This is a genomic window from Pseudomonas sp. LS2P72, assembly GCF_054897865.1.
On record NZ_CM142708.1, the window covers coordinates 2,113,583 to 2,138,652 of the forward strand.

At 59.4% G+C, this 25,070-nt stretch carries 18 protein-coding genes and 1 pseudogene; 11 read left to right on the forward strand and 8 right to left on the reverse strand.

Annotated elements, in window-relative coordinates:
- Nucleotides 1-169 precede the first annotated feature (169 nt).
- Nucleotides 170-1,033 (forward strand): DMT family transporter, encoded by an 864-nt coding sequence (locus ACYZUA_RS09865; protein ID WP_461962939.1) that lies wholly within the window; start codon nt 170-172, stop codon nt 1,031-1,033.
- A 75-nt stretch (nt 1,034-1,108) separates the two neighbouring features.
- Here ACYZUA_RS09865 and ACYZUA_RS09870 read toward each other — a convergent pair whose 3' ends face one another.
- Nucleotides 1,109-2,017, reverse strand: coding sequence for a DMT family transporter (locus ACYZUA_RS09870; protein ID WP_461962940.1), 909 nt, complete (start codon nt 2,015-2,017; stop codon nt 1,109-1,111).
- A 130-nt stretch (nt 2,018-2,147) separates the two neighbouring features.
- On the opposite strand from ACYZUA_RS09870, the gene aceK reads away from it, so the two are divergent.
- From aceK to ACYZUA_RS09885, 3 genes are all read left to right on the forward strand, one after another.
- Nucleotides 2,148-3,866: a bifunctional isocitrate dehydrogenase kinase/phosphatase gene (aceK, locus tag ACYZUA_RS09875; protein ID WP_461962941.1), complete on the forward strand. Its 1,719-nt coding sequence runs from the start codon at nt 2,148-2,150 to the stop codon at nt 3,864-3,866.
- A 186-nt stretch (nt 3,867-4,052) separates the two neighbouring features.
- Nucleotides 4,053-7,964: an ATP-dependent RNA helicase HrpA gene (hrpA, locus tag ACYZUA_RS09880; RefSeq protein ID WP_461962942.1), complete on the forward strand. Its 3,912-nt coding sequence runs from the start codon at nt 4,053-4,055 to the stop codon at nt 7,962-7,964.
- 311 nt (nt 7,965-8,275) lie between these two features.
- Nucleotides 8,276-9,397 carry a beta-ketoacyl-ACP synthase III gene (locus ACYZUA_RS09885; protein ID WP_461962943.1) on the forward strand — a complete coding sequence of 374 codons (1,122 nt, stop codon included), beginning with the start codon at nt 8,276-8,278 and terminating at the stop codon, nt 9,395-9,397.
- 312 nt (nt 9,398-9,709) lie between these two features.
- On the opposite strand, the gene ACYZUA_RS09890 is transcribed toward ACYZUA_RS09885, so the two are convergent.
- The gene (locus tag ACYZUA_RS09890; RefSeq protein WP_309677317.1) at nt 9,710-11,026 is read right to left on the reverse strand and encodes a putative porin; all 1,317 of its coding nucleotides are present in this window, start codon (nt 11,024-11,026) and stop codon (nt 9,710-9,712) included.
- Between the two features lie 282 nt (nt 11,027-11,308).
- Between ACYZUA_RS09890 and ACYZUA_RS09895 the strand changes: the two genes are divergently transcribed.
- On the forward strand, nt 11,309-12,433 hold the full coding sequence (locus tag ACYZUA_RS09895) for a GNAT family N-acetyltransferase (RefSeq protein WP_461962944.1): 1,125 nt from the start codon (nt 11,309-11,311) through the stop codon (nt 12,431-12,433).
- 214 nt (nt 12,434-12,647) lie between these two features.
- Here ACYZUA_RS09895 and ACYZUA_RS09900 read toward each other — a convergent pair whose 3' ends face one another.
- The 4 genes and pseudogenes from ACYZUA_RS09900 to ACYZUA_RS09915 form a co-directional block, all read right to left on the reverse strand.
- Complete coding sequence (locus ACYZUA_RS09900) at nt 12,648-14,480, reverse strand: ABC transporter ATP-binding protein (protein WP_461962945.1); 1,833 nt, start codon at nt 14,478-14,480, stop codon at nt 12,648-12,650.
- Nucleotides 14,481-14,562: 82 nt separating this feature from the next.
- A complete protein-coding gene (locus tag ACYZUA_RS09905; protein WP_461962946.1) occupies nt 14,563-15,120 on the reverse strand; it encodes a peptidylprolyl isomerase in 558 nt (185 codons plus the stop codon).
- A gap of 3 nt (nt 15,121-15,123) precedes the next feature.
- Nucleotides 15,124-15,929, reverse strand: a pseudogene (locus ACYZUA_RS09910) (alpha/beta fold hydrolase).
- Between the two features lie 14 nt (nt 15,930-15,943).
- Nucleotides 15,944-16,867 carry a LysR family transcriptional regulator gene (locus ACYZUA_RS09915; protein WP_056742659.1) on the reverse strand — a complete coding sequence of 308 codons (924 nt, stop codon included), beginning with the start codon at nt 16,865-16,867 and terminating at the stop codon, nt 15,944-15,946.
- Nucleotides 16,868-16,916: 49 nt separating this feature from the next.
- On the opposite strand from ACYZUA_RS09915, the gene ACYZUA_RS09920 reads away from it, so the two are divergent.
- From ACYZUA_RS09920 to ACYZUA_RS09935, 4 genes are all read left to right on the forward strand, one after another.
- A complete protein-coding gene (locus tag ACYZUA_RS09920; RefSeq protein WP_461962947.1) occupies nt 16,917-17,246 on the forward strand; it encodes a 3-phosphoglycerate kinase in 330 nt (109 codons plus the stop codon).
- Nucleotides 17,247-17,484: 238 nt separating this feature from the next.
- Nucleotides 17,485-18,084, forward strand: a complete 600-nt coding sequence (locus ACYZUA_RS09925; RefSeq protein ID WP_461962948.1) for an FMN-dependent NADH-azoreductase — start codon at nt 17,485-17,487, stop codon at nt 18,082-18,084.
- Between the two features lie 338 nt (nt 18,085-18,422).
- A complete protein-coding gene (locus tag ACYZUA_RS09930; protein WP_461962949.1) occupies nt 18,423-19,301 on the forward strand; it encodes a carboxylate/amino acid/amine transporter in 879 nt (292 codons plus the stop codon).
- Complete coding sequence (locus ACYZUA_RS09935) at nt 19,298-19,798, forward strand: MepB family protein (protein WP_461962950.1); 501 nt, start codon at nt 19,298-19,300, stop codon at nt 19,796-19,798. Before ACYZUA_RS09930 ends, ACYZUA_RS09935 begins: the two co-directional genes overlap by 4 nt.
- A gap of 24 nt (nt 19,799-19,822) precedes the next feature.
- Here ACYZUA_RS09935 and ACYZUA_RS09940 read toward each other — a convergent pair whose 3' ends face one another.
- Entirely contained in the window at nt 19,823-21,121 is a 1,299-nt protein-coding gene (locus ACYZUA_RS09940; RefSeq protein WP_461962952.1) for a mechanosensitive ion channel family protein, read from the reverse strand.
- A gap of 192 nt (nt 21,122-21,313) precedes the next feature.
- Here ACYZUA_RS09940 and ACYZUA_RS09945 point away from each other — a divergent pair, with 192 nt between their 5' ends.
- On the forward strand, nt 21,314-22,660 hold the full coding sequence (locus tag ACYZUA_RS09945) for a DEAD/DEAH box helicase (RefSeq protein ID WP_461962954.1): 1,347 nt from the start codon (nt 21,314-21,316) through the stop codon (nt 22,658-22,660).
- Between the two features lie 120 nt (nt 22,661-22,780).
- On the opposite strand, the gene ACYZUA_RS09950 is transcribed toward ACYZUA_RS09945, so the two are convergent.
- Nucleotides 22,781-23,056, reverse strand: coding sequence for a hypothetical protein (locus ACYZUA_RS09950; protein WP_454868895.1), 276 nt, complete (start codon nt 23,054-23,056; stop codon nt 22,781-22,783).
- Nucleotides 23,057-23,346: 290 nt separating this feature from the next.
- On the opposite strand from ACYZUA_RS09950, the gene ACYZUA_RS09955 reads away from it, so the two are divergent.
- A complete protein-coding gene (locus ACYZUA_RS09955) occupies nt 23,347-25,053 on the forward strand; it encodes a ShlB/FhaC/HecB family hemolysin secretion/activation protein (protein WP_461962955.1) in 1,707 nt (568 codons plus the stop codon).
- Nucleotides 25,054-25,070 lie beyond the last annotated feature (17 nt).

The window sequence follows — 25,070 nt, forward strand, 5'->3', positions numbered from 1 at the left end:
CAGTAGCACGCCGGTGTGCGCAGTCGTATCACCGCCAGGCGTTGGCTTTTCGGGCTGATCAGCTTTTTTCTGCTGTTCCCACGCCCGTCTGAAAAAGCGCCCGCCTGAAAAAACTACTGAATTTCAGCTTCGGCTGAGTTGGCTTTTTGCCTGACTACAGGTGGTATTCATGTTTGTCCTTTCGAAACAATCCGCGCTCGCGGCGGCGTCCACGAGCCTGTTCGTTCTGCTGTGGAGCAGCGGGGCGATCTTCTCCAAATGGGGCCTGGCCCACGCGTCACCCTTTGCCTTTCTGCTGTTTCGCTTCGCTATCGCAATCTGCGGATTGGTGCTGCTGGTGCCGTTGCTCAAGTTGAAGCTGCCCAAGGCTGGCAAGCCGATGGTGTATGCGATGGCCACAGGCGTGGTGTTGCTGGGGGCTTATCAGATTTTCTATCTGCTGGCCCTGGACCTGAAAGTCACACCCGGCGTCATGGCCACGATCATGGGCGTGCAGCCCATTCTCACGGTGGTGATCATGGAGCGTCAGCGCTCAGCCAGCAGAATGTTTGGTCTGACGCTGGGTTTGGCCGGGTTGATCATGGTGGTTTACCAAGGCATCGGTCTGGCTGGTATGTCATTGGCCGGTATGCTCTTCGGTTTGCTGGCGCTGGCGAGCATGACATTCGGCTCGATCATGCAGAAACGCATCACCGACAATCCACTCGGCACGCTGCCAGTACAGTACCTGGCGGGGCTGTTGCTCTGCGGAGTCTTCGTGCCGTTCCAACCCTTTCATTTCGAACACAGCACCGGTTTTATCGTACCGGTGTTGTGGATGGGATTGGTGGTGTCGGTGCTGGCAACCTTGCTGCTGTATCGCTTGATCGCCCGGGGCAACCTGGTCAATGTCACCAGTCTGTTTTACCTGGTGCCGGCGGTGACGGCGGTGATGGACTACCTGATTTTCGGCAACCGGCTGGCGGCGTTGAGCATGCTTGGCATGTTGCTGATCATCATCGGTCTGGTGTTCGTATTCCGTAAAAACGGCTGAAACAAAACAAGGCCTGGGGCATGAGTTCCAGGCCTTTTTTATTTGGCTAGCGCTTGCTCGGCCCGCACCGCAAAACTACCTGGCAACCACCTCTTTCGACTTCACCACCGCCGTCTTCAACACCAACCACAACGCCGCCGCAATCAACACCCCGCCATAGATGTGCGCCATCGACAACGGCTCATCCAGCAACAACGCCCCCCACAACACCCCGAACGGCGGAATCAGAAAGGTTGTGGTCATCGACTTCACCGGCCCGACCGAACTGAGCAACCGGAAGTAAATAATGTACGCAAGCGCCGTACATACCAGCCCCAAACCCAGCAGCGACAACCAGACACTCCAGCCGCCCCAGCTCTCCGGTGGCTGGCTGATCACGCTGTAACCGAACAGCGGCAACAGAAACAACGTCGCGCCGAGCATGCTGCCCACCGCCGATAGACGACTGTCGAGACCACCGGCCTGATCAAGCCAGCGGCGCGCGAGGAACCCGGCGAAACCGTAGCAGGTCGTGGCGAGCAGGCAGGCGAGGGCGCCCATCAGCAGTTCCATGTCGAACGCCACCGGACCGGCTCGGGTCAGGATGCCCACGCCCAACAGCCCGAGGAACACGCCGCCAAGTTTGGCGGCGGTAAGCCTTTCATGGAAGAACAGACCGCCGATCAGCACGCCCATTAATGGGGTGGTGGCGTTGAAAATCGCCGAATAACCGGCCGGCAGCACTTGCGCGGCCACCGAATAGAGGGTCGCCGGAATCCCGGAGTTGATCACCCCTAGCAGCATCACGGTTTTGAGTTTGCCTTTGAAGTCCCAACTGATGCGCATCAGCCCGAGAATCACCAACAGACCGACCGCGGCAATCGACACGCGGAAAAAAGCAGTGGGGATTGTGCCAATCACCGGGGCGATGATGCGCATGAACAGAAAGCTCGCGCCCCAAATGGCGGCAAGCGACAACAAACGCAGAGTATCGACGGGGTTCACAGCGCTTTCCTTCCTTGATTGGCGCGCAAGTGTCGCGCCAGTCAGGACGCAAGGCAATGGTTGCGTTGCGTAACAAAGGGCCACTAAGCTCAGGCCCCAACGATAAGAATCAGCCGCCGAGGTTTTACCTATGCCGCAGCAATGGCCAGCCGCCGACATCGCCCGAATGATCCTCGATGGCTTTGACGATTATCGCGAGCATTTCCGCCAGATCACCGACGGCGCCCGGGCCCGCTTCGAGCAGGCCAAGTGGCAGGAGACGCAATCGGCGTCGGCCGCGCGGATCAATCTCTACGAAGAAAAAGTCAGCGAAACGGTGGGGCGGCTACACATCGCTTTCGACGACGACACGCTGGATGTCAGCTGCTGGCCGCTGGTCAAAAGCGCTTACATCACGCTCATCGACCTGCGCTTCGACGATGAACTGTCCGAAACCTGGTACAACTCGATCTTCTGCGGGCTGTTCAGCCACGACCTGATCAGCGACGGCTGCATGTTCATCCACACCACCCGACCGAGCCTGCGCCGTGCCCGCGCCGCACAAACCCGCACGTACAAGCCCCACGGCCAGTTGTCCGGAATGCTCGCGAGCATTTTTGCCGACTACCGCTTCAGCGAGGATTACGCCAATCTGGCGGGCGACCTGTCTCGACTCGAAGGGCAATTGCGCGAGAACCTGCCGGACTGGGTCTGCAAGGATCCGGAGTTGAGCGTCGAGCTGTTTTCTTCGGTGCTTTACCGCAACAAAGGCGCGTACCTGGTGGGGCGCATCTACACCCAGGACGAACAATGGCCGCTGGTGATTCCGCTGCTGCACCGCGAAGGTCGCGGGATTCAGATCGATGCGCTGATCACCGATGAAGCGGACGTATCGATCATCTTCTCGTTCACCCGTTCGTATTTCATGGTCGACGTGCCGGTGCCGGCCGAGTTCATCGGTTTCCTCAAGCGCATTCTGCCGGGCAAACACATCGCCGAGCTGTACACCTCGATCGGCTTTTACAAACACGGAAAATCCGAGTTCTACCGGGCGCTGATCAATCACCTGGCCAACACCGACGACCAGTTCATCATGGCCCCGGGCGTGCGTGGCATGGTGATGAGCGTGTTTACCCTGCCGGGATTCAATACCGTATTCAAAATCATCAAGGACCGCTTCTCGCCGTCAAAGAACGTCGACCGCGCCACGGTGATCGAGAAGTACCGTTTGGTGAAAAGTGTCGACCGGGTCGGGCGTCTGGCCGACACTCAGGAATTCGCCGACTTCCGTTTCCCGTTGAGCAAGTTCGACCCGGCCTGTCTGGACGAATTGCTCGAAGTGGCAGCGTCCACCGTGTCGGTAGAGGGTGACACCGTGCTGATCCGCCACTGCTGGACCGAACGGCGGATGACGCCGTTGAACCTGTATCTGGAGAACGCCAACGACGCTCAGGTCCGCGAGGCACTGGAGGATTACGGCCTGGCGATCAAGCAACTGGCGGCGGCGAACATCTTCCCCGGCGACATGCTGCTGAAGAACTTCGGCGTTACCCGTCACGGGCGGGTGGTGTTTTATGACTATGACGAGATCTGCTTTCTGACCGAGGCCAACTTCCGGCACATCCCGCTACCGCGCACGCCGGAAGACGAGATGGCGTCGGAGCCTTGGTATTCGATCGGGCCGCTGGATGTGTTTCCTGAAGAGTTTCCGCCGTTTTTGTTTGCTGATTCGGGGCAAAGGAAGTTGTTTGATCAGTTGCATGGTGAGTTGTACAACGCCGATTACTGGAAAAGCCTTCAAGAAGCCATTCGCGCCGGGAAGGTCATCGACGTGTTCCCGTATCGCCGCAAGGGGTTGGATAACGAGTAGTTCTCTGCGATTGCTGCGCAATCGATCGCGAGCAGGCTCGCTCCCACCTTTGACCGTGGTGCCCCCGATTTTGTGGTCGCTATAGATCCAATGTGGGAGCGAGCCTGCTCGCGATCGGCCGCGCAGCGGTCGTAAAATCTGCGACAATCCGCAGCCTGCGCCACTAGACGACTTATTGCGTACCTGATGACTGACGAATCGCCTTCCATCGACAAACTGCTGAAAAACCTCGATCACGCCATGCTCGCCGACCGCCACCGGCTGCGGCGGCAGTTGCTTGAGCTGCGCAAGAAACCTGACGAGGCCAAGCTGGCCCAGTGGGTGACGCGCACGCAGGCGTCCTGTGATCAGGTGTTGGCGCGGCGGGCCAGCCTGCCGGTGATTCGTTACGACGACAGCCTGCCGATCGCCGCCAAGCGCGACGAAATCAAAGCAGCGCTGCTCAAGCATCAAGTGCTGATCATTGCCGGTGAAACCGGTTCGGGTAAAACCACCCAGTTGCCGAAGATCTGCCTGGAAATCGGTCGCGGTCAGCATGGTCTGATCGGCCACACCCAGCCCCGTCGAATCGCCGCCCGCAGCGTGGCGAGCCGGGTCGCCGAAGAACTGGCAACACCCTTGGGCGCACTGGTCGGCTATCAGGTGCGGTTCGAGGATCAGAGCGATTCCAACACCCTGATCAAACTGATGACCGACGGCATCCTGCTGGCGGAAACCCAGAACGACCGCTACCTCGAACGCTACGACACGATCATCGTCGACGAAGCCCACGAACGCAGCCTGAACATCGACTTCCTGCTCGGTTACCTGAAAACCCTGCTGCCGCGTCGCCCGGACCTGAAAGTCATCATCACCTCGGCGACCATCGACCTGGAGCGTTTCTCCAAGCATTTCGATGATGCGCCAATTGTCGAAGTCTCCGGCCGCACCTTCCCCGTGGAAACCTGGTACCGCCCGCTGACCCTGGAGCAAGACGAAGAGGGCAACCGCGTCGAGGATGACTTGACGGTGGATCAGGCGATCCTCGCCACCCTCGACGAAATCGCCGCGTTCGAACGCAGCGAGCGCAAGAGCCCCGGCGATGTGCTGGTGTTCCTGCCCGGCGAGCGCGAGATTCGCGACGCCGCCGACATGCTGCGCAAGGCTCAGCTCAAGCACACCGAAATTCTGCCGCTCTACGCACGGCTGTCGCCGGCCGAACAGCAGCGAATTTTCCAGTCGCACCCAGGCCGACGCGTGGTCCTGGCGACCAACGTCGCGGAAACCTCGCTGACCGTGCCGGGCATTCGTTACGTGATCGACAGCGGCACCGCGCGCATCAGCCGTTACAGCTACCGCGCCAAGGTCCAGCGCCTGCCCATCGAAGCCATTTCCCAGGCCAGCGCCAACCAGCGTAAAGGTCGCTGCGGGCGGGTCGAGCCCGGCATTTGCATCCGCCTTTACGGCGAAGAAGATTTCATCGGTCGCCCGGAATTTACCGACCCGGAAATCCTGCGGACCAACCTCGCCGCGGTGATTTTGCAGATGCTGCATCTGCGCCTCGGCGAGATCACCGATTTCCCGTTTATCGAACCGCCGGATGGCAAAGCCATCAGCGACGGTTTCAACCTGCTGCAAGAACTCTCGGCGGTCGACCGCAACAGCCAGCTGACACCGCTTGGCCGCCAATTGGCGCGGCTACCGGTGGACCCGCGCATGGGCCGCATGTTGCTGGAAGCGGCAAAACTCGGCAGCTTGCAGGAAGTGCTGATCGTCGCCAGCGCCATGTCGATTCAGGACCCGCGTGAACGGCCGCCGGAACGTCAGCAAGCGGCCGATCAGGCGCACGCGCAATGGAAAGACGTGGACTCGGACTTCGCCGGGCTGGTCAATCTGTGGCGCGGTTTCGAAGAACAGCGACAGGCCCTGACCGCCAGCCCGCTGCGCAATTGGTGCCGCAAGAATTTCCTGAATTACCTGCGTCTGCGCGAATGGCGCGACTCTCACCGTCAACTGAGCCTGATCTGCCGCGACATGCAGTTGAGCCTCAATAAAGAGCCGGCGGATTACCCGAAACTGCACAAAGCCGTGCTCTCGGGGCTGCTCAGCCAGATCGGCCAGAAAACCGAAGACGGCGACTACCTCGGCGCCCGTCAGCGGCGTTTCTGGATTCACCCGTCATCGGGCCTCGGTAAAAAGCGTCCGCAATGGCTGATGGCCGCCGAACTGGTGGAAACCACCAAGCTCTACGCGCGCATGGTCGCCAAGATCGACGCCGACTGGATCGAGCCCTTGGCCGGGCACCTGATCAAGAAAAACCACTTCGAACCCCATTGGGAGAAGAAGCGCGGACAGGTCGTGGCGTTCGAGCAGATCACTTTGTTCGGGCTGATCGTGGTCGGTCGCCGGCCGGTGCATTACGGGCCGATCGACCCGGTGGTGTCTCGTGAGTTTTTCATTCGTGAAGGTCTGGTGCGCGGCGAGATTCAGTCCAAAGCCAAGTGCCTGACGGCCAATGCGCAGCTGCTGGAACAGCTCGACGAACTGGAAGCCAAGGCTCGCCGTCGCGACATTCTGGCTGACGAAGAAACCCTGTTCGCCTTCTACGATGCGCGACTGCCGGCGGAGATCCACCAGACTGCGACCTTCGACAGCTGGTACCGGGTCAACAGCCAGAAAGACCCGCAACTGCTGATCATGCGCGAAGAAGACGTGCTGGCCCGGGAGGCGAGTGAAGTCACCGCGCTGCATTACCCGGACACCTTGCACATCGGTGATCTCGAGTTGGCGCTGAGCTACCACTTCGAACCGAACCACCCGCGTGACGGCGTGACCCTGCGTGTGCCGGCGCCGTTGTTGCCGATGCTGCCGCCAGAACGCCTGGAGTGGCTGGTGCCCGGCGTGATCGAGGCCAAGTGCATCGCGCTGGTGCGCAACCTGCCCAAAGCGTTGCGCAAGAATTTCGTGCCGGTGCCGGACTTCGTCAAAGCCGCCTTGCAACGCATGACTTTCGCCGAGGGCTCGTTGCCGCAGGCGTTGGGTCGCGAATTGTTGCGCATGACCGGTGCGCGGGTCAGCGATGAAGCCTGGGCCGAAGCGTCGCAGCAGGTCGACAGTCATTTGCGGATGAACCTGGAAATCGTCGACGGCCAAGGCAAGTTCCTGGGCGAGGGGCGTGATCTGGCGGAACTGACCGCACGCTTTGCCGAAGCCAGTCAGGCTGCGTTGGCCGTGCCGCAAACCGCGAAAAACCAGCAACCGGTGGAGCCGAAAGTGTTTGCCGCCGTCGCCGAGAAAACCCAGCAGAAGATCGCCGGGCTATCGATGACGGTGTATCCGGCGCTGGTGGAAGAGAGCGGTACGGTCAAGGAAGGACGTTTCTCGACGCCGGCCGAAGCCGAGTTCCAGCATCGTCGGGCCTTGCAGCGTTTGCTGATGCAGCAACTGGCCGAACCGGCGAAGTTCCTGCGCAGCAAGTTGCCGGGGCTGACCGAATTGGGCCTGATGTACCGCGACATGGGGCGCATCGACAGCCTGGTCGAAGACATCCTGCTGGCCAGCCTCGACAGCTGCATTCTCGATGGCGAAGACCCGTTGCCGCGTGATGGCGCCGGGTTGGCCTCACTGGCCGAACGCAAGCGCAGCGGCTGGACCGAGCACGCCGAACGGCTGGCCAAGCTGACGCTGGAGATTCTCAAGCTCTGGCACGGCCTGCAAAAACGCTTCAAGGGCAAGATTGACCTGGCGCAAGCCGTGGCCCTGAATGACATCAAGCAGCAACTCAGTCATCTGGTGTATCCGGGGTTTGTCCGGGAAACCCCGATGCAGTGGCTCAAGGAGCTGCCGCGCTATCTGAAAGCGGTCGAGCAGCGCTTCGAGAAAATCGGCGCTCAGGTGCAAAGGGATCGGGTCTGGAGTGGCGAGTTGTCTGGCCTGTGGACGCAATATCAAACCCGCGCCAACAAACATGCCCAGGAAGGCAAACGCGATCCGCAGCTGGAACTCTACCGCTGGTGGCTGGAGGAATACCGGGTTTCCCTGTTCGCCCAACAATTGGGGACCAAGGTGCCGATCTCCGATAAGCGCCTGAACAAGCAGTGGACCCAGGTCGAACCCTGAGTCGAACACTTGTAGGATCAAAGCTTGCTCGCGATAGCGATCTCAAGGCCGCCATCGCCGGCAAGCCGTGCTCCTACAGGTACGCGGTTGCATTTGAGGCAGGCGTTTGATCCAGCAAAAAGGCGCCAAAACCCAATGTTTATGGCAAACTTCGCGCCTATAAACGCCGGCCCCGCGGTTTTGAGCCTTCACAGGTCTGGGCGGATCGGAATAAGCGATGCCAGGTTTGCTCCCCCTGACGGGAGCAGATCCTTTGTGTGTTGGTACGTCGGTGCCAACACTTTCTGCCTGAACAGATTAGAGAAACGACCATGCATAACGTCGTCATCAGCGGCACCGGCCTGTACACCCCGGCCAACAGCATCTCCAACGAAGAGCTGGTGCAGTCTTTCAACGCTTACGTCGCGCAATTCAACGCCGACAATGCCGACGCCATCGCGCGCGGCGAAATCGAAGCGTTGACCGAGTCCAGCGCGGCGTTTATTGAAAAGGCGTCTGGCATCAAAAGCCGCTTTGTCATGGACAAGGAAGGCATTCTCGATCCGCAACGCATGGCGCCACGCCTGCCGGAACGCTCGAATGACGAGTGGTCGGTGCTTTGCCAAATGGCCATCGGCGCCGCCGAGCAAGCCTTGCAGCGTGCCGGCAAAACCGCCGCGGACATCGACGGCGTGATCGTCGCCTGCTCCAACCTGCAACGGGCCTATCCGGCCATCGCCATCGAAGTCCAGGAAGCCTTGGGCATCCAGGGTTTCGGTTACGACATGAACGTCGCCTGCTCCTCGGCGACCTTCGGCATTCAGGCGGCGACCAACAGCGTGCAACTGGGCCAGGCCCGGGCGATCCTGATGGTCAACCCGGAAGTCTGCACCGGTCACCTGAACTTCCGCGACCGTGACAGCCACTTCATCTTCGGCGACGCCGCTACCGCGGTGATCATCGAGCGTGCTGACCTGGCAACGTCCAAGTATCAGTTCGATGTGGTCAGCACCAAGCTGCTGACCAAGTTCTCCAACAACATCCGCAACAACTTCGGCTTCCTCAACCGCGCGGCGGAAGAGGGCATCGGTGCCAAGGACAAACTGTTCGTGCAGGAAGGCCGCAAGGTGTTCCGCGATGTCTGCCCGATGGTCGCCGAGCTGATCGCTACGCACCTGGAAGAGAACACGCTCAACATCAGCGACGTGAAACGCTTCTGGCTGCACCAGGCCAACCTCAGCATGAACCACCTGATCGTCAAGAAACTGCTGGGCCGCGAAGCCACCGAAGAAGAAGCGCCGGTGATTCTCGACACCTACGCCAACACCAGCTCCGCCGGTTCCGTGATTGCGTTTCACAAGAACCAGGACGATCTGGCGGCCGGTTCGCTGGCCGTGCTCAGCTCGTTCGGCGCCGGTTACTCGATTGGTAGCGTGATTCTGCGCAAGCGCTGATGCGATCGAAGGGCTTTATGGCAAGGGGATTTACTTGTGTGTGGGGATTTTTCTGTGGCGAGGGGATTTATCCCCGTTGGAGCGCGAAGCGGTCCCAAAACAGGCAACCGCATTTTCCAGACTGACCGCAGCGAATGGTTTTACGACTGCTTCGCAGCCGAACGGGGATAAATCCCCTCACCACAGGTGTCCGCAGGGTTCGCCAACAAAAAAACTCGCGCTGCAGTATCGGACGGATGATGGGGACCGATACCACAACGCGAGTTTGTAAAAGCGGCTCGGGCTTCCTTGCCCGAGTCGTGTAGCGGGGAATCAGAACTTGGCTTCAGCATCCAGTTGCAGGGTGTTGATTTTCGAGTCCCGCAGGGTGGCGTTGGTGTAGTCGGATTCAGCCATCAAGTATGTCGCGCCGAGGGCGAAGTTCTTGTCGATCTCGTAGCTCACTTTCAACTTGCTGCCACGCGAACCGGTGAAACCGTTGGCGAAGTCGGAGTCGGTGAAGGCGCCGACCACGGCATTACGCTGTACGTCACGGTAGTTGTAGTCCACGCCGAAGCCGAAGACGTTGGTCTTGACACCGGCCAACCAGCCCATGTCCTGATCGTTGCTGGCATCGTCGTTGTTGACCACTTGACCGTAAATCGACAGCGGCATTGGCAGGCCGCCGATGTCGAGCTGACCAAAGCCTTCGTACAGTTTGAACTGTTCGTTCGCCGAGTTGCCGTTAATGGCCAGTCGGCAGGTGTTCGCCGTACAGGTATTGCTGATGTCGTTGTCGTTGTCGTAAGCGTAGAGACTGCCGCCCAGCGTCATTTTCAAGTTGTCGGTGATCGCGAAGCGCGCCCCCAACTGACCTGCGTACAGACGCAGGTCGTGACGGAACTGCTTGCCTTCACCGTCGACGTTGTCCTTGAGGGTGTAGTGGCCGGCGCTACCGAACAGTTCGGTGCTGCCGCCCAGCGGGTATTTGTAAGTCAGTGCCAGACCTTCCGGGCTGATGTCGCTATCCCAGATGATGTCGCCCATGCTCACCCATTGTTGTGGCATCTTGCCGCCAACGAGGTGCAGGTTCTTGATGGCGTCAGGGTGGTAGTCGACGTAACCCTGGTCCAGCCAGATATCCTTCTTGGTGAAATTGTTGTCCAGACTCTGGTTAGTGGAGCGAGAATCGTTGTCGCTGCCAGTGGCAATACGGATGCCGGTGTCCACTTGCGGGTTGATTGCAGTGTAGGCACCCAGGCGGACACGGATACGTTGACGATCCTGGTCACCGGTGTTCGGTACGCCATCGTTCTTGACCGTTTCCTGACGGAAACGCACGTCACCCTTGAATTGGGTCTTGGCAGCCCACGCCAGTTTCTGGTCGAAGGTACTCAGTTCATTGGTTTTCTTCGCAGTCGCTGCGATCTGCTCGTTAGTCTCTTGTTGAGCCTGGCGGGCGATTTGCTGGTCTTTCTGATCCCTGGCCAGCTCGGCTTGCAGTTCGGTGTACTGCGCAGGCGAAATCGAGCCGTTTGCCTTGAGCATGTCGAGCAGTTTGGCGTCGACTGCGGCGCTGGCCGGAACACTCATGGCCAGCAGCAACCCGCCACACAAGGCCGCCGCAGTTTTCGTGGAAGCAAGACGCATATCAATCTCCGAAGATGTAATGGGATGACTGAGCCATCCAGGACACAACCGACCGTTGACGGACGGAAAACAGTGACCAGGTTTAGAACCCGGCGCTCTAAAAACAGGCGCCAGTATCGCGATGGTTTATGACAGAGCAGTGGCAATGTGATGGCGTCTCGATGACGATACAAATATGGCGTACACCCTGGTCCAGAGCCCTGTCGGCGGATTGCTCGTGTGGATTTTTTGGCGATGGGCGATACTCGCCGGGCTTTCACGCAACGAAGTAGGGAAGAACTGATGCCGCTGCAACGTCTGGAACGTCTGTCCGAAATCGCGTCGCAGACGTGGGACGCCCTGGTGCCCGAGAATCAGCCCTTTCTGCGCCACGCCTTTCTCAGCACACTGGAAGACAGCGGCAGCGTCGGCCCTCATTCCGGCTGGCAACCCGAGCATTTGCTGCACATCGAAGGCGATCGCCTGATCGCCGCGCTGCCCAGTTACCGCAAATGGCATTCCTACGGCGAGTACGTGTTCGATCACGCCTGGGCCGATGCCTGTGAGCGTGCCGGTATTGATTACTACCCCAAACTGCTGACGGCTGTGCCGTTCAGTCCGGTCAGTGGCCCGCGTTTGCTGGCGGCCACGCTCGAGGACGGCTTCGAACTGTTGAAAAGCCTGCCGGGCTACCTTGAGATCGAAGAACTTTCCAGTGCCCACATCAACTTCACCGACCCGTTCACAGACGCGGCCATGGCCGAGCAGCCGGGCTGGTTGCAGCGAATCGGCTGTCAATACCACTGGCAGAATCGTGGCTATCGGGACTTTCAGGACTTCCTCGACGTCCTCAGTTCGCGCAAGCGCAAGCAGATGCGCAAGGAACGCGAACAAGTGGCGGGGCAGGGCATTGAATTCGAGTGGCTTGAAGGCAGGCAACTCGATCAGGTGCAGTGGGATTTTGTCTATGCCTGCTACGCCAACACCTACGCAGTGCGTCGGCAAAGGCCCTATCTGACGCGGGAGTTTTTCAGTTTGCTGGCCGAGCGCATGCCTGAGTCGATTCGTGTGGTGTTGGCCAAGCAAGGCTCACGGCCGGTGGCCATGGCCTTCAGTCTGGTGGGGGGCGACAGCTTTTACGGTCGTTACTGGGGCTGTCTGGCGGAGTTCGACCGTCTGCACTTCGAGACCTGTTTCTATCAGGGCATGGACTACGCGATTGCCAATGGCTTCCAGCGATTCGATGCCGGTGCCCAGGGCGAGCACAAGTTGATTCGCGGGTTTGAACCGGTGATCACTCATTCATGGCATTACTTGCGCCATCCCGGCCTGAAAGCGGCCGTCAAAGACTTTCTGCAGCAGGAGCGCGTTGGTGTGTTGGCGTATGCCGAGGAAGCGAGGACGGCCTTGCCTTACCGGCAAGACTGATCCTCGCCCCGGGCTTCAGCTGCCTTCCTTGCCATTGGCGATGTAGTAAAAACCGCCAGAGCCCGTGGTTAAAGGATTGTGGCGGTTTTCTGTGTTGATCGCTGTGGGAGCGAGCCTGCTCGCGATAGCGGTGGGTCAGGCAACATTGATGTCGACTGACACTCCCTCTTCGCGAGCAGGCTCGCTCCCACAGGGTCGGTGGTGGTCCGCAGGATCAATCGATGCCGACAAACCCACCCGTCTGGTGCTGCCACAACCGCGCATACAAGCCGCCATGGGCCAGCAGTTCGGCGTGGCTGCCGGTTTCGGCGATCTTGCCTTTTTCCAGCACCACCAGCCGGTCCATGCGGGCGATGGTCGAGAGCCTGTGAGCGATGGCAATCACGGTTTTGCCCTGCATCAGGGTTTCGAGGCTTTCCTGGATCGCTGCTTCGACTTCCGAGTCCAGCGCCGAGGTGGCCTCGTCCATGATCAGGATCGGCGCGTCCTTGAGCAGCACGCGAGCAATCGCAATTCGCTGACGCTGACCGCCGGAGAGTTTCACCCCGCGTTCACCGACGTGGGCATCGAAACCGGTGCGACCTTCGGAGTCCGACAACAACGGGATGAACTCGTCGGCGCGGGCCTTGTGTACCGCTTCCCAGAGTTCGGCGTCGCTGGCGTCGGGTTTGCCGTACAGCAAATTGTCACGGATCGAGCGATGCAGCAGGGACGTGTCCTGGGTGATCATGCCAATGCGCTCGCGCAGGCTTTCCTGGCCGACTTCGGCGATGTTCTGGTCGTCGATGAGGATGCGTCCGCCCTGCACGTCATAGAGGCGCAGCAGCAGGTTGACCAGGGTTGACTTGCCGGCACCGGACGGACCGATCAGGCCGATTTTCTCGCCGGGCTTGATGGTCAGGTTGAGGTCGCCGATGATCCCGCTCCTCTTGCCGTAGTGGAAATCCACGTGCTCGAAACGCACCTCGCCACGGGTGACCAGCAACGGTTTGGCCTGCTCGCGATCGGTGACGCTGACCGGTTGGGAAATGGTCTGCAAACCGTCCTGAACCATGCCGATGTTTTCGAAAATGCCGGTGACCACCCACATGATCCAGCCGGACATGTTGACGATGCGGATCACCAGGCCGGTGGCCAGGGCAATGGCGCCTACGGTGATCAGCGACTGCGTCCACAGCCACAGGGCCAGGCCGGTGGTGCCGACGATCAGCAAGCCGTTCATGCTGGTGATGACCACGTCCATGCTGGTGACCACGCGGCCGGCCAGTTGGGCTTTTTCGGTTTGTTCCTTGATTGCTTCGCGCGCGTATTGCTGCTCGAAGTTGGTGTGGGCGAACAGCTTCAGGGTGGTGATGTTGGTGTAGCCGTCGACGATCCGCCCCATGAGTTTGGAGCGCGCGTCGGAGGACACCACCGAGCGTTCCTTGACCCGTGGCACGAAGTAGTAAAGGGCACTGATGAAGGCGGCGATCCAGACCAGCAGCGGGATCATCAGGCGCCAGTCGGCTTCAGCGAACAGCACCAGCGAACTGATCGCGTAGATCAGCACGTGCCACAACGCGTCCACCGCTTGCACGGCCGAATCGCGCAGCGAGTTGCCGGTTTGCATGATGCGTTGGGCGATGCGCCCGGCGAAGTCGTTCTGGAAAAAATTCAGGCTCTGTTTGAGCACATAACTGTGGTTCTGCCAGCGGATCAGGCTGGTCATGCTGGGGCTCAGGGTCTGGTGCACCAGCAGGTCATGCAGGCCAACAAAAATCGGCCGAAAAACCAGGGCTACCACCGCCATCCAGGCCAGCTCGATGCCGTGTTCCTTGAAGAAATCGACGTTAGGTGTGCCTTGGGTCAGGTCGATGATGCGACTCAGGTAGCTGAACAGCGCCACTTCGATCAGCGCACCGATCAGACCGACGAGCAGCAGGACGGCGAAACTCGGCCAGACCTGCTTCAAGTAATAGGTATAAAACGGCAGAACCCGATCCGGCGGAGCGGCCGTCGGGGCCTCGCGGAAAATGTCGATCAGTTTCTCGAAACGGCGATAAAGCATCAGTTCTCCGCCCGCGCACGGGCTCTCCATTGAACAGTGTGAGCGGCGCACTCCGGCAGCCGCTCAAGACTTCCTGTGAAGCTTAGTCGATGACTTTGGCCGACTTGATGAACACAGGGTCGGCTGGCACATCTTTCATGCCGCCACGGGTGGTGGTTTGCGAATTGACGATGACGTCCACCACGTCCATGCCTTTCACGACTTTACCGAACACCGCGTAGCCGTCGCCCTGGTCGAGGAAGTCATTGTCCTTGACGTTCACGAAGAACTGGCTAGTGGCCGAATCAGGATTGGAGGTGCGGGCCATCGACAGCGTGCCACGGACGTTATGCAGACCGTTTTTGGATTCGTTCTTGATCGGTGCCTTGGTTTCTTTCTGCTGCATTTGTTGAGTGAAACCGCCGCCCTGGACCATGAAGCCCGGAATCACACGGTGGAAAATCGTGTTGTTGTAGAAGCCGCTGTTGACGTAATCAAGGAAGTTCTTGGTACTGATCGGCGCCTTGACCGGGTCCAGTTCGATTTCGATCTGGCCGTTGGTGGTCTCCAGCAGCACGTGCGGCGCCTTGGCGGGCGTTGCGGCCATCAGGTTGGCGGCAAACAGAACGGAGCCAGCGACGAGGGCGATTTTTTTCAGCATGGGTCAGTGATCCTGAGTGAGGTGGTGTCGACTGCGGTGAGAAACTCGAGCAGCGTTTGGTTGAACATTTCGGGTTGATCCAGCGGGGTAGCGTGGCGCGAATCGGCGATCACCACCAGCCGCGCATCGGGCAGCAGTTTTACATAGGTTTCTTTCAGCGAGACCGGTGTGTAGTCACGGTCGGCGCTGACGATGAGGGTTGGACAGGAGACCCTCGAAAGTCGTTCCTGAACCCCCCAGCCAACAATCGCATCGAAGCTGGCGAGATAAGCATGTTTGTCGTTTTTTGCCCAGCGCTCGGCCATTTTTTGTCGCAGGTCACCCTGTTCGGGTTTGGGAAACAGCTTGCCACCCAGGGCCGTGCCGATGGCGCCCAGACTGAGGACGCGCATCAGGCTCCAGCGCTTGAACCACTGCCAGTAATCGTCGCGGCTGCGCAGTTTGACCTCGGGCGCGCTGTTGACGATGCACAGGCTTTTGAGCAATTGCGGCTGATCCACGGCCAGTTGAAAACCGATCATGCCGCCCATGGACAGGCCCACGTAATGAGTGGGGCCGAGGTTCAGGTGTTCAATCAGGGCGATCAGGTCGGCGCTGAACCCGGCGATGCTGTATCGCTCGCGGGGTTTGTCGGAGCGACCGTGGCCGCGCACATCCGGCACGATCACCCGGTAGCGGGCCGACAGCGCCGGGATCTGCTTTTCCCAGTCCAGGGTGCTGGAACCGAGCCCGTGGACCAGCAGCAACGGCGTGCCGTGGCCATATTCCTCATAGTGCAGGTTGCAACCTTCGTGTTCGAAATAGGCCATGCGTACACTCCGTGTCAGGCTTGTTCAGGGGCGGCGAAAGGTGCATCCAGCGGCGCAGTGTCGAAAGTGCGCAGCAGTTCGATGAGAATCTGCGTGGCCGGACCCAAGGGTTTGTCCTTGTTCGAGTACAGGTAGAAGCTCGGGTTGCGGCTGCCGCCCTGGTCCAACGGTAGCAGCTTGAGCAGACCTTCCTTGAGTTCCCGTTCAATCATGTGCCGAGGCAACCAGGCGAAACCCAGGCCGCTACTGACAAAAGTTGCCGCAGTGGCCAGGCTGCCGACGGTCCAGCGCTGTTCCGCGCCGAGCCAGCCGACGTCCCGTGGCTGCTGGCGACCGGAGTCGCGGATCACCACTTGCATCTGGGATTCAAGATCCTGGAAGTTCAGTTCGCGGTTCAGACGATGCAGCGGGTGTTCGGGGTGAGCGACAGCCACGAACTCGACGTCGCTCAATTCCGCACCCAGGTAACCGGGAATGCTGAAGCCAGTAATGGCCAGATCGGCCACGCCTTCGAGCAAGACTTCTTCTACGCCCGACAGCACTTCTTCGCGCAGACGCACCCGGCATCCGCGGCTCTGCGGCATGAACGCGGTCAAGGCGCGGACGAGACGGGCGCTCGGGTAGGCGGCGTCGACCACCAGCCGTACTTCTGCTTCCCAGCCTTGTTCCATGTGATGGGCCAGGTCTTCCAGCTGACTGGCCTGTTTCACCAGTTGCCGCGAACGGCGCAGCAGCACGCCGCCGGCTTCGGTCAGCACCGCTTTGCGGCCGTCGATGCGCAACAGCGGTACGCCGAGCTGGTCCTGCATGCGCGCCACGGTGTAGCTCACCGATGATTGCGAGCGGTGCAGCGCTTCGGCGGCCTGGGCGAAACCGCCGTGGTCGACCACGGCCTGTAACGTTCGCCATTGATCAAGGGTCACGCGGGGCGCTTTCATGAATAGCTCCTCTTGTCCTAAGCTGGCAGCCCTTTATGGAGACTGCTGAATGAAAAAGCTTTGTTGTGTGGTATCGGGTTGTGTACTGCTGGCGATGCTGCCGCTGACGGCATTTGCTTATCCGATCGATGTGAAGAAAAACCTCAACGGCTTGAAGATTGACTACGAGACCTTCGACACGGATAACGACATCGGCTCCATCCGGGTGGCCAACTACGGCGACATCGATGCGAGCTGCAAGGCAGTTTTCACCAATGGCCCGGAAGCGCCGCGTACGCGCAAGATCGATGTGCCGGCGGGCAAACACAAAAACGCCACTGCGAAGTTCACCCGCAGCATTATCAAGCTGCGTATCGAGCTGACCTGCACGCCCAAATGACATCAATCCCCTGTAGGAGTGAGACCGGCTTGCCGGCGATAGCGGTGTGTCATCTAATTTAATGTTGGCTGACACACCGCTATCGCCGGCAAGCCGGTCTCACTCCCACAAGGCATGCTCAGCTTATAAACGAATTTATTGATGGTTTATAGCAGTTATTTGCGCTTTTTCATCGATTTAACTCTGTTTAACCTTCACTCCATCGACTTACAACTTTCTCAGATGGAGGCTACATCCCATGTCCCGCGTTCTGATCATCGAAAGCAGCGCTCGTCAGCAAGACTCGGTTTCGCGTCAACTGACCCAGACCTTCATCAGCCAGTGGCAAACCGCGCACCCGAACGACCAGATCACCGTTCGTGACCTGGCCGTCAACCCGGTGCCGCATCTGGACATCAACCTGCTGGGCGGCTGGATGAAACCTGCCGAGCAGCGCAACGACATCGAACAGGTTTCCCTGGAACGCTCCAACCAGTTGACCGACGAACTACTGGCCGCCGATGTACTGGTCATGGCCGCGCCGATGTACAACTTCGCCATCCCGAGCACCCTTAAAGCCTGGCTCGACCATGTGCTGCGTGCCGGCGTGACTTTCAAGTACACCGACACCGGCCCGCAAGGTTTGCTCAGCGGCAAGCGTGCCTACGTGCTGACCGCCCGCGGCGGGATCTACGCTGGCAGCACCGCTGATCACCAGGAACCGTACCTGCGTCAGGTCATGGGCTTCATCGGGATTCACGACGTGACGTTCATTCACGCCGAAGGCATGAACCTGGGCGGTGACTTCCAGGAGAAAGGCCTGAGCCAGGCCAACGCCAAGCTTTCCCAGGTCGCCTAGGACGTTAATCGCCAGATAATCCCTTGATGTTCAAGTGTCCTGGCGCAACCCCTTCATGGCTTTACGCGCATCGAACCTCCCTTTGCACTTGTTGCTCCTGAGTGCTGTAGCCCGATCGAACGCCTTAGCGAGATCGGGCTTTTTTTTGCCTGCGATTTGGTTGGCTGCACGCAGTTCTGTAGGAGCCGAGCTTGCTCGCGATAGCGGTATCACATTCAACATTGATGTTGGCTGACACATCGCTATCGCGAGCAAGCTCAGCTCCTACAGGGATTTGTGTGTTCTCGCGATAACGGGCAAAAACCGCTATCGTCGCCGCCATTCGAGACGAGGCGAGCATGGGCTATCTACTTTTTGTCACGCTGATTCAGGCGTTTTCCTTCAGCTTGATCGGCGAGTACCTGGCCGGTCATGTCGACAGTTACTTCGCGGTGCTGGTGCGAGTGGTGCTGGCGGGGCTGGTGTTCATTCCGTTGACCCGCTGGCGTTCGGTTGAACCGGCGTTCATGCGCGGCATGCTGCTGATTGGCGCGTTGCAGTTCGGCGTGACCTACGTCTGCCTGTACCTGAGCTTTCGGGTTTTGACGGTGCCAGAGGTGTTGCTGTTCACCATCCTCACGCCGCTGCACGTGACCTTGATTGAAGACGCGCTGAACCGGCGTTTCAATCCGTGGGCATTGGTCGCGGCACTGGTGGCGGTGATGGGCGCGGCGGTGATTCGCTACGACCGGATCAGTCCGGATTTCTTCATGGGCTTCCTGTTGCTGCAACTGGCCAACTTCACCTACGCCGCCGGGCAAGTGCTCTATAAACATCTGGTGGCCCGCCATCCGAGCGATTTGCCGCACTACCGGCGCTTTGGATACTTCTACCTGGGGGCATTGGCGGTGGCGTTGCCGGCGTTTCTGTTGTTTGGCAAACAGAACTTCCTGCCCGAAGCGCCTCTGCAATGGGGTGTGCTGGTGTTCCTCGGTCTGGTCTCGACTGCGCTTGGGTTGTATTGGTGGAACAAGGGCGCGTGCCTGGTGAATGGCGGGACGCTGGCGGTGATGAACAACCTGCATGTGCCGGTGGGGTTGTTGATCAATTTGCTGATCTGGAATCAGCATGAAGAGCTGGGGCGGTTGTTCCTCGGTGGATCGGTGATTCTGATGGCGGTGTGGATCAGTCGGTTGGGCGTCAGGCGAGAAGTGCTGCCGTTGCAGGAACGACCATGACGGACCTGATCGCCGCCATCGAGCAGATCTACAAGCCCGCAGGTATGACGTTAACGGATGAAGCTCGGTGCGAGGAGGAGAGTGCCGACTACGGCGCCTGCCGCTTCGGCCTCGATGGCCAGGCGATGGTCTTCCGAGTGGCGAAAACCACGCCGACCAAGATGGGTCAGTTCGTCACGCTGTGGAAGCGGCCAACGCCGACCAGCGAGATTGCACCGCTCGATAGCGGCGATGGCGTCGCCTTTGTGGTGGTGAGCGTTGCTGATCAAACCCATCGCGGGCAGTTTGTGTTTGACCAAAAGATACTGGCCGCCAAAGGGGTCATGTCGATTGACGGTGAAGGTGGCAAACGAGCGATTCGTGTCTATCCGCCATGGTCCAGGCCCGTCGCTAAACAAGCTGTGAAGACGCAGCAATGGCAGCTCAAATACTTCCTTGCGCTTGACCAAAGCGGTAATGCCGATCCCGTTCAGGTGCGCCGACTCTTCAAAAAATAGACCCGTAACACTGTGGGAGCGGTGTTACATGATGTGTTTTTCGGGTCCGGGGATATGGCTAGCGCCTAACATGGCCGGAAGTAACCCGGCCCTTAGATCCCCGCCACTTGGCTGCTGATAAAGGCTCAAGCCAAACTCGGGCAGCACCGCCAGCAGGTAATCAAAAATATCCCCCTGAATCCGCTCGTAATCCGCCCACACCGTGGTGCCGGTGAAGCAGTAGATTTCCAGCGGAATCCCCTGAGCGGTGGTCTGCATCTGCCGAACCATGCAGGTCATGTTTGGCTGGATTTCCGGGTGACTCTTCAAATACGCCAGTGCATAGGCGCGGAAAGTCCCGATATTGGTCATCCGCCGACGGTTGGCCGACATCGCTGCAACGTTGCCTTGGGCTTCGTTCCAGGCCTTGAGTTCAGCCTGCTTGCGGCTGATGTAGTCGGTCAGCAGATGCACCTGGGACAGCTTCTGCTCTTCGTCATCGCGGATGAACCGCACACCACTGGCGTCGATAAACAGGCTGCGCTTGATCCGTCGCCCACCGGATTGCTGCATGCCGCGCCAGTTCTTGAACGACTCGGACATCAGGCGCCAGGTCGGAATCGAAACGATGGTCTTGTCGAAATTCTGCACCTTGACCGTGTGCAGCGTGATGTCGACCACGTCACCGTCGGCGCCGACTTGCGGCATCTCGATCCAGTCGCCGACCCGCAGCATGTCGTTGCTGGTCAGCTGCACGCTGGCGACGAACGACAGCAGGGTGTCCTTGTAGACCAACAGAATCACCGCCGACATGGCGCCCAGGCCCGACAGCAACAACAGTGGCGAACGGTCGATCAGCGTGGCGACGATGATGATCGCGCCAAATACGTACAAGACCATTTTCGCCAGTTGTATGTAGCCTTTGATCGAGCGGGTACGGGCATGTTCGGTGCGCGCGTAGATGTCGAGCAGCGCGCTGAGCAGGGCACTGACCGCCAACAGCAAAAACAGAATGGTGAATGCCAGCGCGACGTTACCAAGGAAGATCAGACTGGTCTTGCCCAACTCCGGCACCAGGTGCAAGCCGAACTGGATCACCAGCGAGGGTGTGATCTGCGCCAGACGATGAAAGACCTTGTTATGCCGAAAGTCATTGATCCAGTGCAATGCCGGCTGGCGACCGAGCATTTTGGTCGCATGCAGAATGAGGTAGCGCGCCACTCGTCCGAGGGCCAGCGCAACCACCAGCAATACCACCAATGCCAGGCTGGAATGCAGGAGCGGGTGCTGATCAAGGGCACCCCAAAGGTCTTGGACGTTGAGCCAGAGCTGTTTGATATCCATGGGTAAAAACGGTTCTTCTGTAGGACGCGACGGGCGATTAGAGCATTTAAGACGCTTTGGATGACGTTTGAGGACAAAAGACACAACAAAAAAACCACTGTTTAGCGCCGTTTGTATAAAGAAACTCGGCCTGAGCGCTCGAAACCGTTACCCTATGCAGCTGTTTTTTTGTATTTCTTCGAGGTAGCACCCGTGTTTTCCCAATTCGCCCTGCACGAACGCCTGCTCAAAGCCGTGGCCGAGCTTAAATTTGTCGAGCCAACGCCAGTGCAAGCAGCGGCTATTCCGCTGGCGCTCCAAGGGCGTGACCTGCGGGTGACAGCGCAAACCGGCAGCGGCAAAACCGCTGCATTCGTTTTGCCGATCCTCAACCGTCTGATCGGCCCGGCAAAAGTCCGCGTCAGCATCAAGACCCTGATCCTGCTGCCGACCCGCGAGCTGGCCCAGCAGACCATCAAGGAAGTTGAGCGTTTCGCTCAGTTCACCTTCATCAAGTCCGGCCTGATCACCGGCGGTGAAGACTTCAAGGTCCAGGCCGCCATGCTGCGCAAGGTGCCGGACATCCTGATCGGTACGCCGGGGCGGATGATCGAGCAACTGAACGCCGGCAACCTCGACCTCAAGGAAGTCGAAGTACTGGTCCTCGACGAAGCCGACCGCATGCTCGACATGGGCTTTGCCGAAGACGTCCAGCGTCTGGTGGAAGAGTGCACCAACCGCCAGCAGACCATGCTGTTCTCTGCCACTACCGGTGGTTCGGGTCTGCGCGAGATGGTCGCCAAGGTGCTGAACAACCCTGAGCACCTGCAGCTCAACAACGTCAGCGACCTGAATGCGACCACCCGTCAGCAGATCATCACCGCTGACCACAACCAGCACAAAGAACAGATCGTGAACTGGCTGCTGGTCAACGAGACCTACCAGAAGGCCATCGTGTTCACCAACACCCGGGCCATGGCCGACCGTATCTACGGCCGCCTGGTAGCGCAGGAATACAAAGCGTTCGTCCTGCACGGTGACAAAGACCAGAAGGATCGCAAGCTGGCCATCGACCGTCTGAAGCAGGGCGGCGTGAAAATCCTCGTCGCCACCGACGTCGCCGCTCGCGGCCTCGACGTGGAAGGCCTGGACCTGGTGATCAACTTCGACATGCCACGCAGCGGCGACGAATACGTTCACCGCATCGGTCGCACCGGCCGCGCCGGCAACGATGGCCTGGCCATCTCGCTGATCTGCCACGGCGACTGGAACCTGATGTCGAGCGTCGAGCGCTACCTCAAGCAGAGCTTCGAGCGCCGCACCATCAAGGAAGTCAAAGGCACCTACGGCGGACCGAAAAAGGTCAAGGCCTCGGGCAAAGCCGTTGGCGTGAAGAAGAAAAAAGTCGACGCCAAAGGCGACAAGAAGAAAACCGGCGCCAAGGCACCGACCAAACGCAAAATCGCCAATCGCCCGAAGACCGACGCCCTGTCGCTGGTCAGCAAGGACGGCATGGCGCCGTTGAAACGCCGCAAGCCGGAAGCGCCAGCTGCTGAATAAGGCGCGGTAGCGATCCAATAAAAACCCGGACAGTGTCCGGGTTTTTTTTCGTCAAAAGATCGCAGCAGCACGCTCAAACCCGTGGAGTTGCCGAAGGCTGCGATCTTTTGATCTTGCCCTTTAGCTCTCGGCCTTTTTCTCTGCTGATTGCAGCTCCTTGAGGCGCTGATCAATCAACTGGCACTTGTCCGGCAAATCCTTGCTGGCCGTCTCCAGGTCCATCTTCTGCAACTCATCATTGATCTCCTTGGCCTTGGCCGGGTTCTGCTCAGTGATCTTGGCGACCTCCTTGGCCAGCTGTTCGCGCTTGGCGGTGGCTTCCTCGGGGGGGCAGGCCCAAACGGGGAGGGCACAGGCGAGGGTGGCGGCGAGGGTGAGTTTCAGCAGAGTTTTCATCGGTCAGGCCTCGGTTCCGTGTCGGGCGGTTAATCGGTTGAGGCCGCGGGGATGTGAAAGTTCACTCATGATTAACCCCGTAGAACGGTCCTCGGAACCTTCCTACGTGTTCCTGGCGCTTTCGACATCACTTCAAGACATTTCCCGCTGTTGCGCCGGAACCGTCCGGTTTAGGTGTTTCCGCTCGTCAATTACGCTCTCTGGATCCGCCTATTCATTGACGCCAGAATAGTGGCTCTCTAATATCGCGCCACTATTGTGCTATCAGTCTTCATTTCAAAGGATCGAACATGTACCCACCCGCCCTCGTGGCGAGGTTGTGCCTGGCTTTGCTGTGCCTTTCTCCGCTAAATCTTGCTCACGCCGCCCCCACTCCCGGTGAAACCGACCTCATCCGCGAACGCCAGGATCGCCTGCTCGAAGAGCAGCGTAGGCGTCTCGAAGAACTCAAGGAGTTGCCGGGCAAGGAAGCCAAGCCAACGCAACCGACGGCCCCGGCCGACGCGCGTTGTTTCCCCATCAAGGACATCGAACTCAAAGGCGCTGACAGTCTCTCGGACAGCGATAAAAATCGCCTGCTCAAGCCGTACATCGGCCAATGCCTGGGCGTCACTCAGCTCAATGAACTGCTGAAAGTCATCACCGACCATTACATCGAAAAAGGCCTGGTCACCAGCCGTGCCTATTTGCCGCAGCAGGATTTGTCCGGCGGGCATCTAAAGGTGCTGGTGGTCGAAGGCAAGCTTGAAGGCTTGAAAGGCGCGGAGGGCAGCAAGCTGTCGGACCGCGAGTTGGGCATGGCTTTTCCCGGCAAGACTGGCGAGTTGGTCAACCTGCGGGAAATCGAGCAACTGGTCGATCAACTCAATCGCTTGCCGTCGAACCAGGCGCAGATGGAGTTGGCACCGGGCAAGAACGTCGGCGGCAGTGAAGTGCTGGTCAAGAACACGCCGCAAAAGCCGTGGCGTGCCGGGTTGTCCCGCAGCAACGATGGCCAGCGCAGCACCGGCGAGCAGCAGTGGGGCACGACATTTGATTGGGACAGCCCGCTGGGTTTGGCGGATCAGTTGATGTTGCGCGGCGGTCACGATGCGATGACTGATCACCAGCACACCTCCAACAACGCGATGCTCAATTACAACCTGCCGTGGGGCTGGTGGAACTTCAATTACACCTACAGCCAGAGTGAGTACCGCTCGCAGGCTCAAGCCAATGGCTTCAATTTCAAGCAGACCGGCGACAGCGAAAACCATCAACTGCGCGCCGAGCGGGTGATCCATCGCGATGCCGTGAGCAAGACATCCCTCAGCACCGGTCTCTCTTACCTGCGTACCAACAACTTCATCGAAGACAGCAAGCTCAAGCTGAGCAGCAACCGCCTCAGCGAAGCGCAGTTCGGCATCAACCACGGTCGGCGAGTCGGCAGCGCGTTCGTCAACATTGACCTCGGCATGCAGCAAGGCATCGGCGCGTTCGATGCGCAGGGCAACGGTCACCCGGGCCCCGGCGAACCGGATGCGCGCTACCGCAAATACACCGCGACCGCGAGCTACCTGCAACCGTTCAAGGTGTGGGGCGAGTCGTTCAGTTTCAGCAGCCTGATGACCGGCCAGCGCAGTGAAGACGTGCTGTTCAGCCCTCAGCGCACCAGCCTCGGCGGGCAATCGTCGATTCGCGGTTACAAGGATCAATCCTTGTCCGGCGACAGCGGCGGTTACTGGCGCAACGACCTGCGCTGGAGCCGCCCGGTGACCCTGGAATGGCTGCGCCCGGTGTTCGCCGAATATGGCACCAGCCTCGGTTACGACCAAGGCGTGATCCGGGGCGATCGCTACAACGGTGATCAGCACGGACGCATGTCCAGCAACTCGGTGGAGTTGTTTGCTCGCGGTCAGCACCTGGCCGCTAGCGTGACTTTTGCCCATTCCCTCGAACGTCCGGACACCCTGACCGAGCGCGAAGCGCCGATCTATTTCCGCATGGATTTCTTTCTCTAATTTCGCCCCATCGAGAC

Coding starts and splice junctions, on each gene's coding strand:
- ACYZUA_RS09890 (WP_309677317.1), bottom strand. CDS start 11,026: ATGCGTCTTGCTTCCACGAAAACTGCGGCGGCCTTGTGTGGCGGGTTG.
- ACYZUA_RS09895 (WP_461962944.1), top strand. CDS start 11,309: ATGCCGCTGCAACGTCTGGAACGTCTGTCCGAAATCGCGTCGCAGACG.
- ACYZUA_RS09920 (WP_461962947.1), top strand. CDS start 16,917: ATGAAAAAGCTTTGTTGTGTGGTATCGGGTTGTGTACTGCTGGCGATG.
- ACYZUA_RS09940 (WP_461962952.1), bottom strand. CDS start 21,121: ATGGATATCAAACAGCTCTGGCTCAACGTCCAAGACCTTTGGGGTGCC.
- ACYZUA_RS09930 (WP_461962949.1), top strand. CDS start 18,423: ATGGGCTATCTACTTTTTGTCACGCTGATTCAGGCGTTTTCCTTCAGC.
- aceK (WP_461962941.1), top strand. CDS start 2,148: ATGCCGCAGCAATGGCCAGCCGCCGACATCGCCCGAATGATCCTCGAT.
- ACYZUA_RS09915 (WP_056742659.1), bottom strand. CDS start 16,867: ATGAAAGCGCCCCGCGTGACCCTTGATCAATGGCGAACGTTACAGGCC.
- ACYZUA_RS09955 (WP_461962955.1), top strand. CDS start 23,347: ATGTACCCACCCGCCCTCGTGGCGAGGTTGTGCCTGGCTTTGCTGTGC.
- ACYZUA_RS09865 (WP_461962939.1), top strand. CDS start 170: ATGTTTGTCCTTTCGAAACAATCCGCGCTCGCGGCGGCGTCCACGAGC.
- ACYZUA_RS09885 (WP_461962943.1), top strand. CDS start 8,276: ATGCATAACGTCGTCATCAGCGGCACCGGCCTGTACACCCCGGCCAAC.
- ACYZUA_RS09900 (WP_461962945.1), bottom strand. CDS start 14,480: ATGCTTTATCGCCGTTTCGAGAAACTGATCGACATTTTCCGCGAGGCC.
- hrpA (WP_461962942.1), top strand. CDS start 4,053: ATGACTGACGAATCGCCTTCCATCGACAAACTGCTGAAAAACCTCGAT.
- ACYZUA_RS09950 (WP_454868895.1), bottom strand. CDS start 23,056: ATGAAAACTCTGCTGAAACTCACCCTCGCCGCCACCCTCGCCTGTGCC.
- ACYZUA_RS09925 (WP_461962948.1), top strand. CDS start 17,485: ATGTCCCGCGTTCTGATCATCGAAAGCAGCGCTCGTCAGCAAGACTCG.
- ACYZUA_RS09905 (WP_461962946.1), bottom strand. CDS start 15,120: ATGCTGAAAAAAATCGCCCTCGTCGCTGGCTCCGTTCTGTTTGCCGCC.
- ACYZUA_RS09935 (WP_461962950.1), top strand. CDS start 19,298: ATGACGGACCTGATCGCCGCCATCGAGCAGATCTACAAGCCCGCAGGT.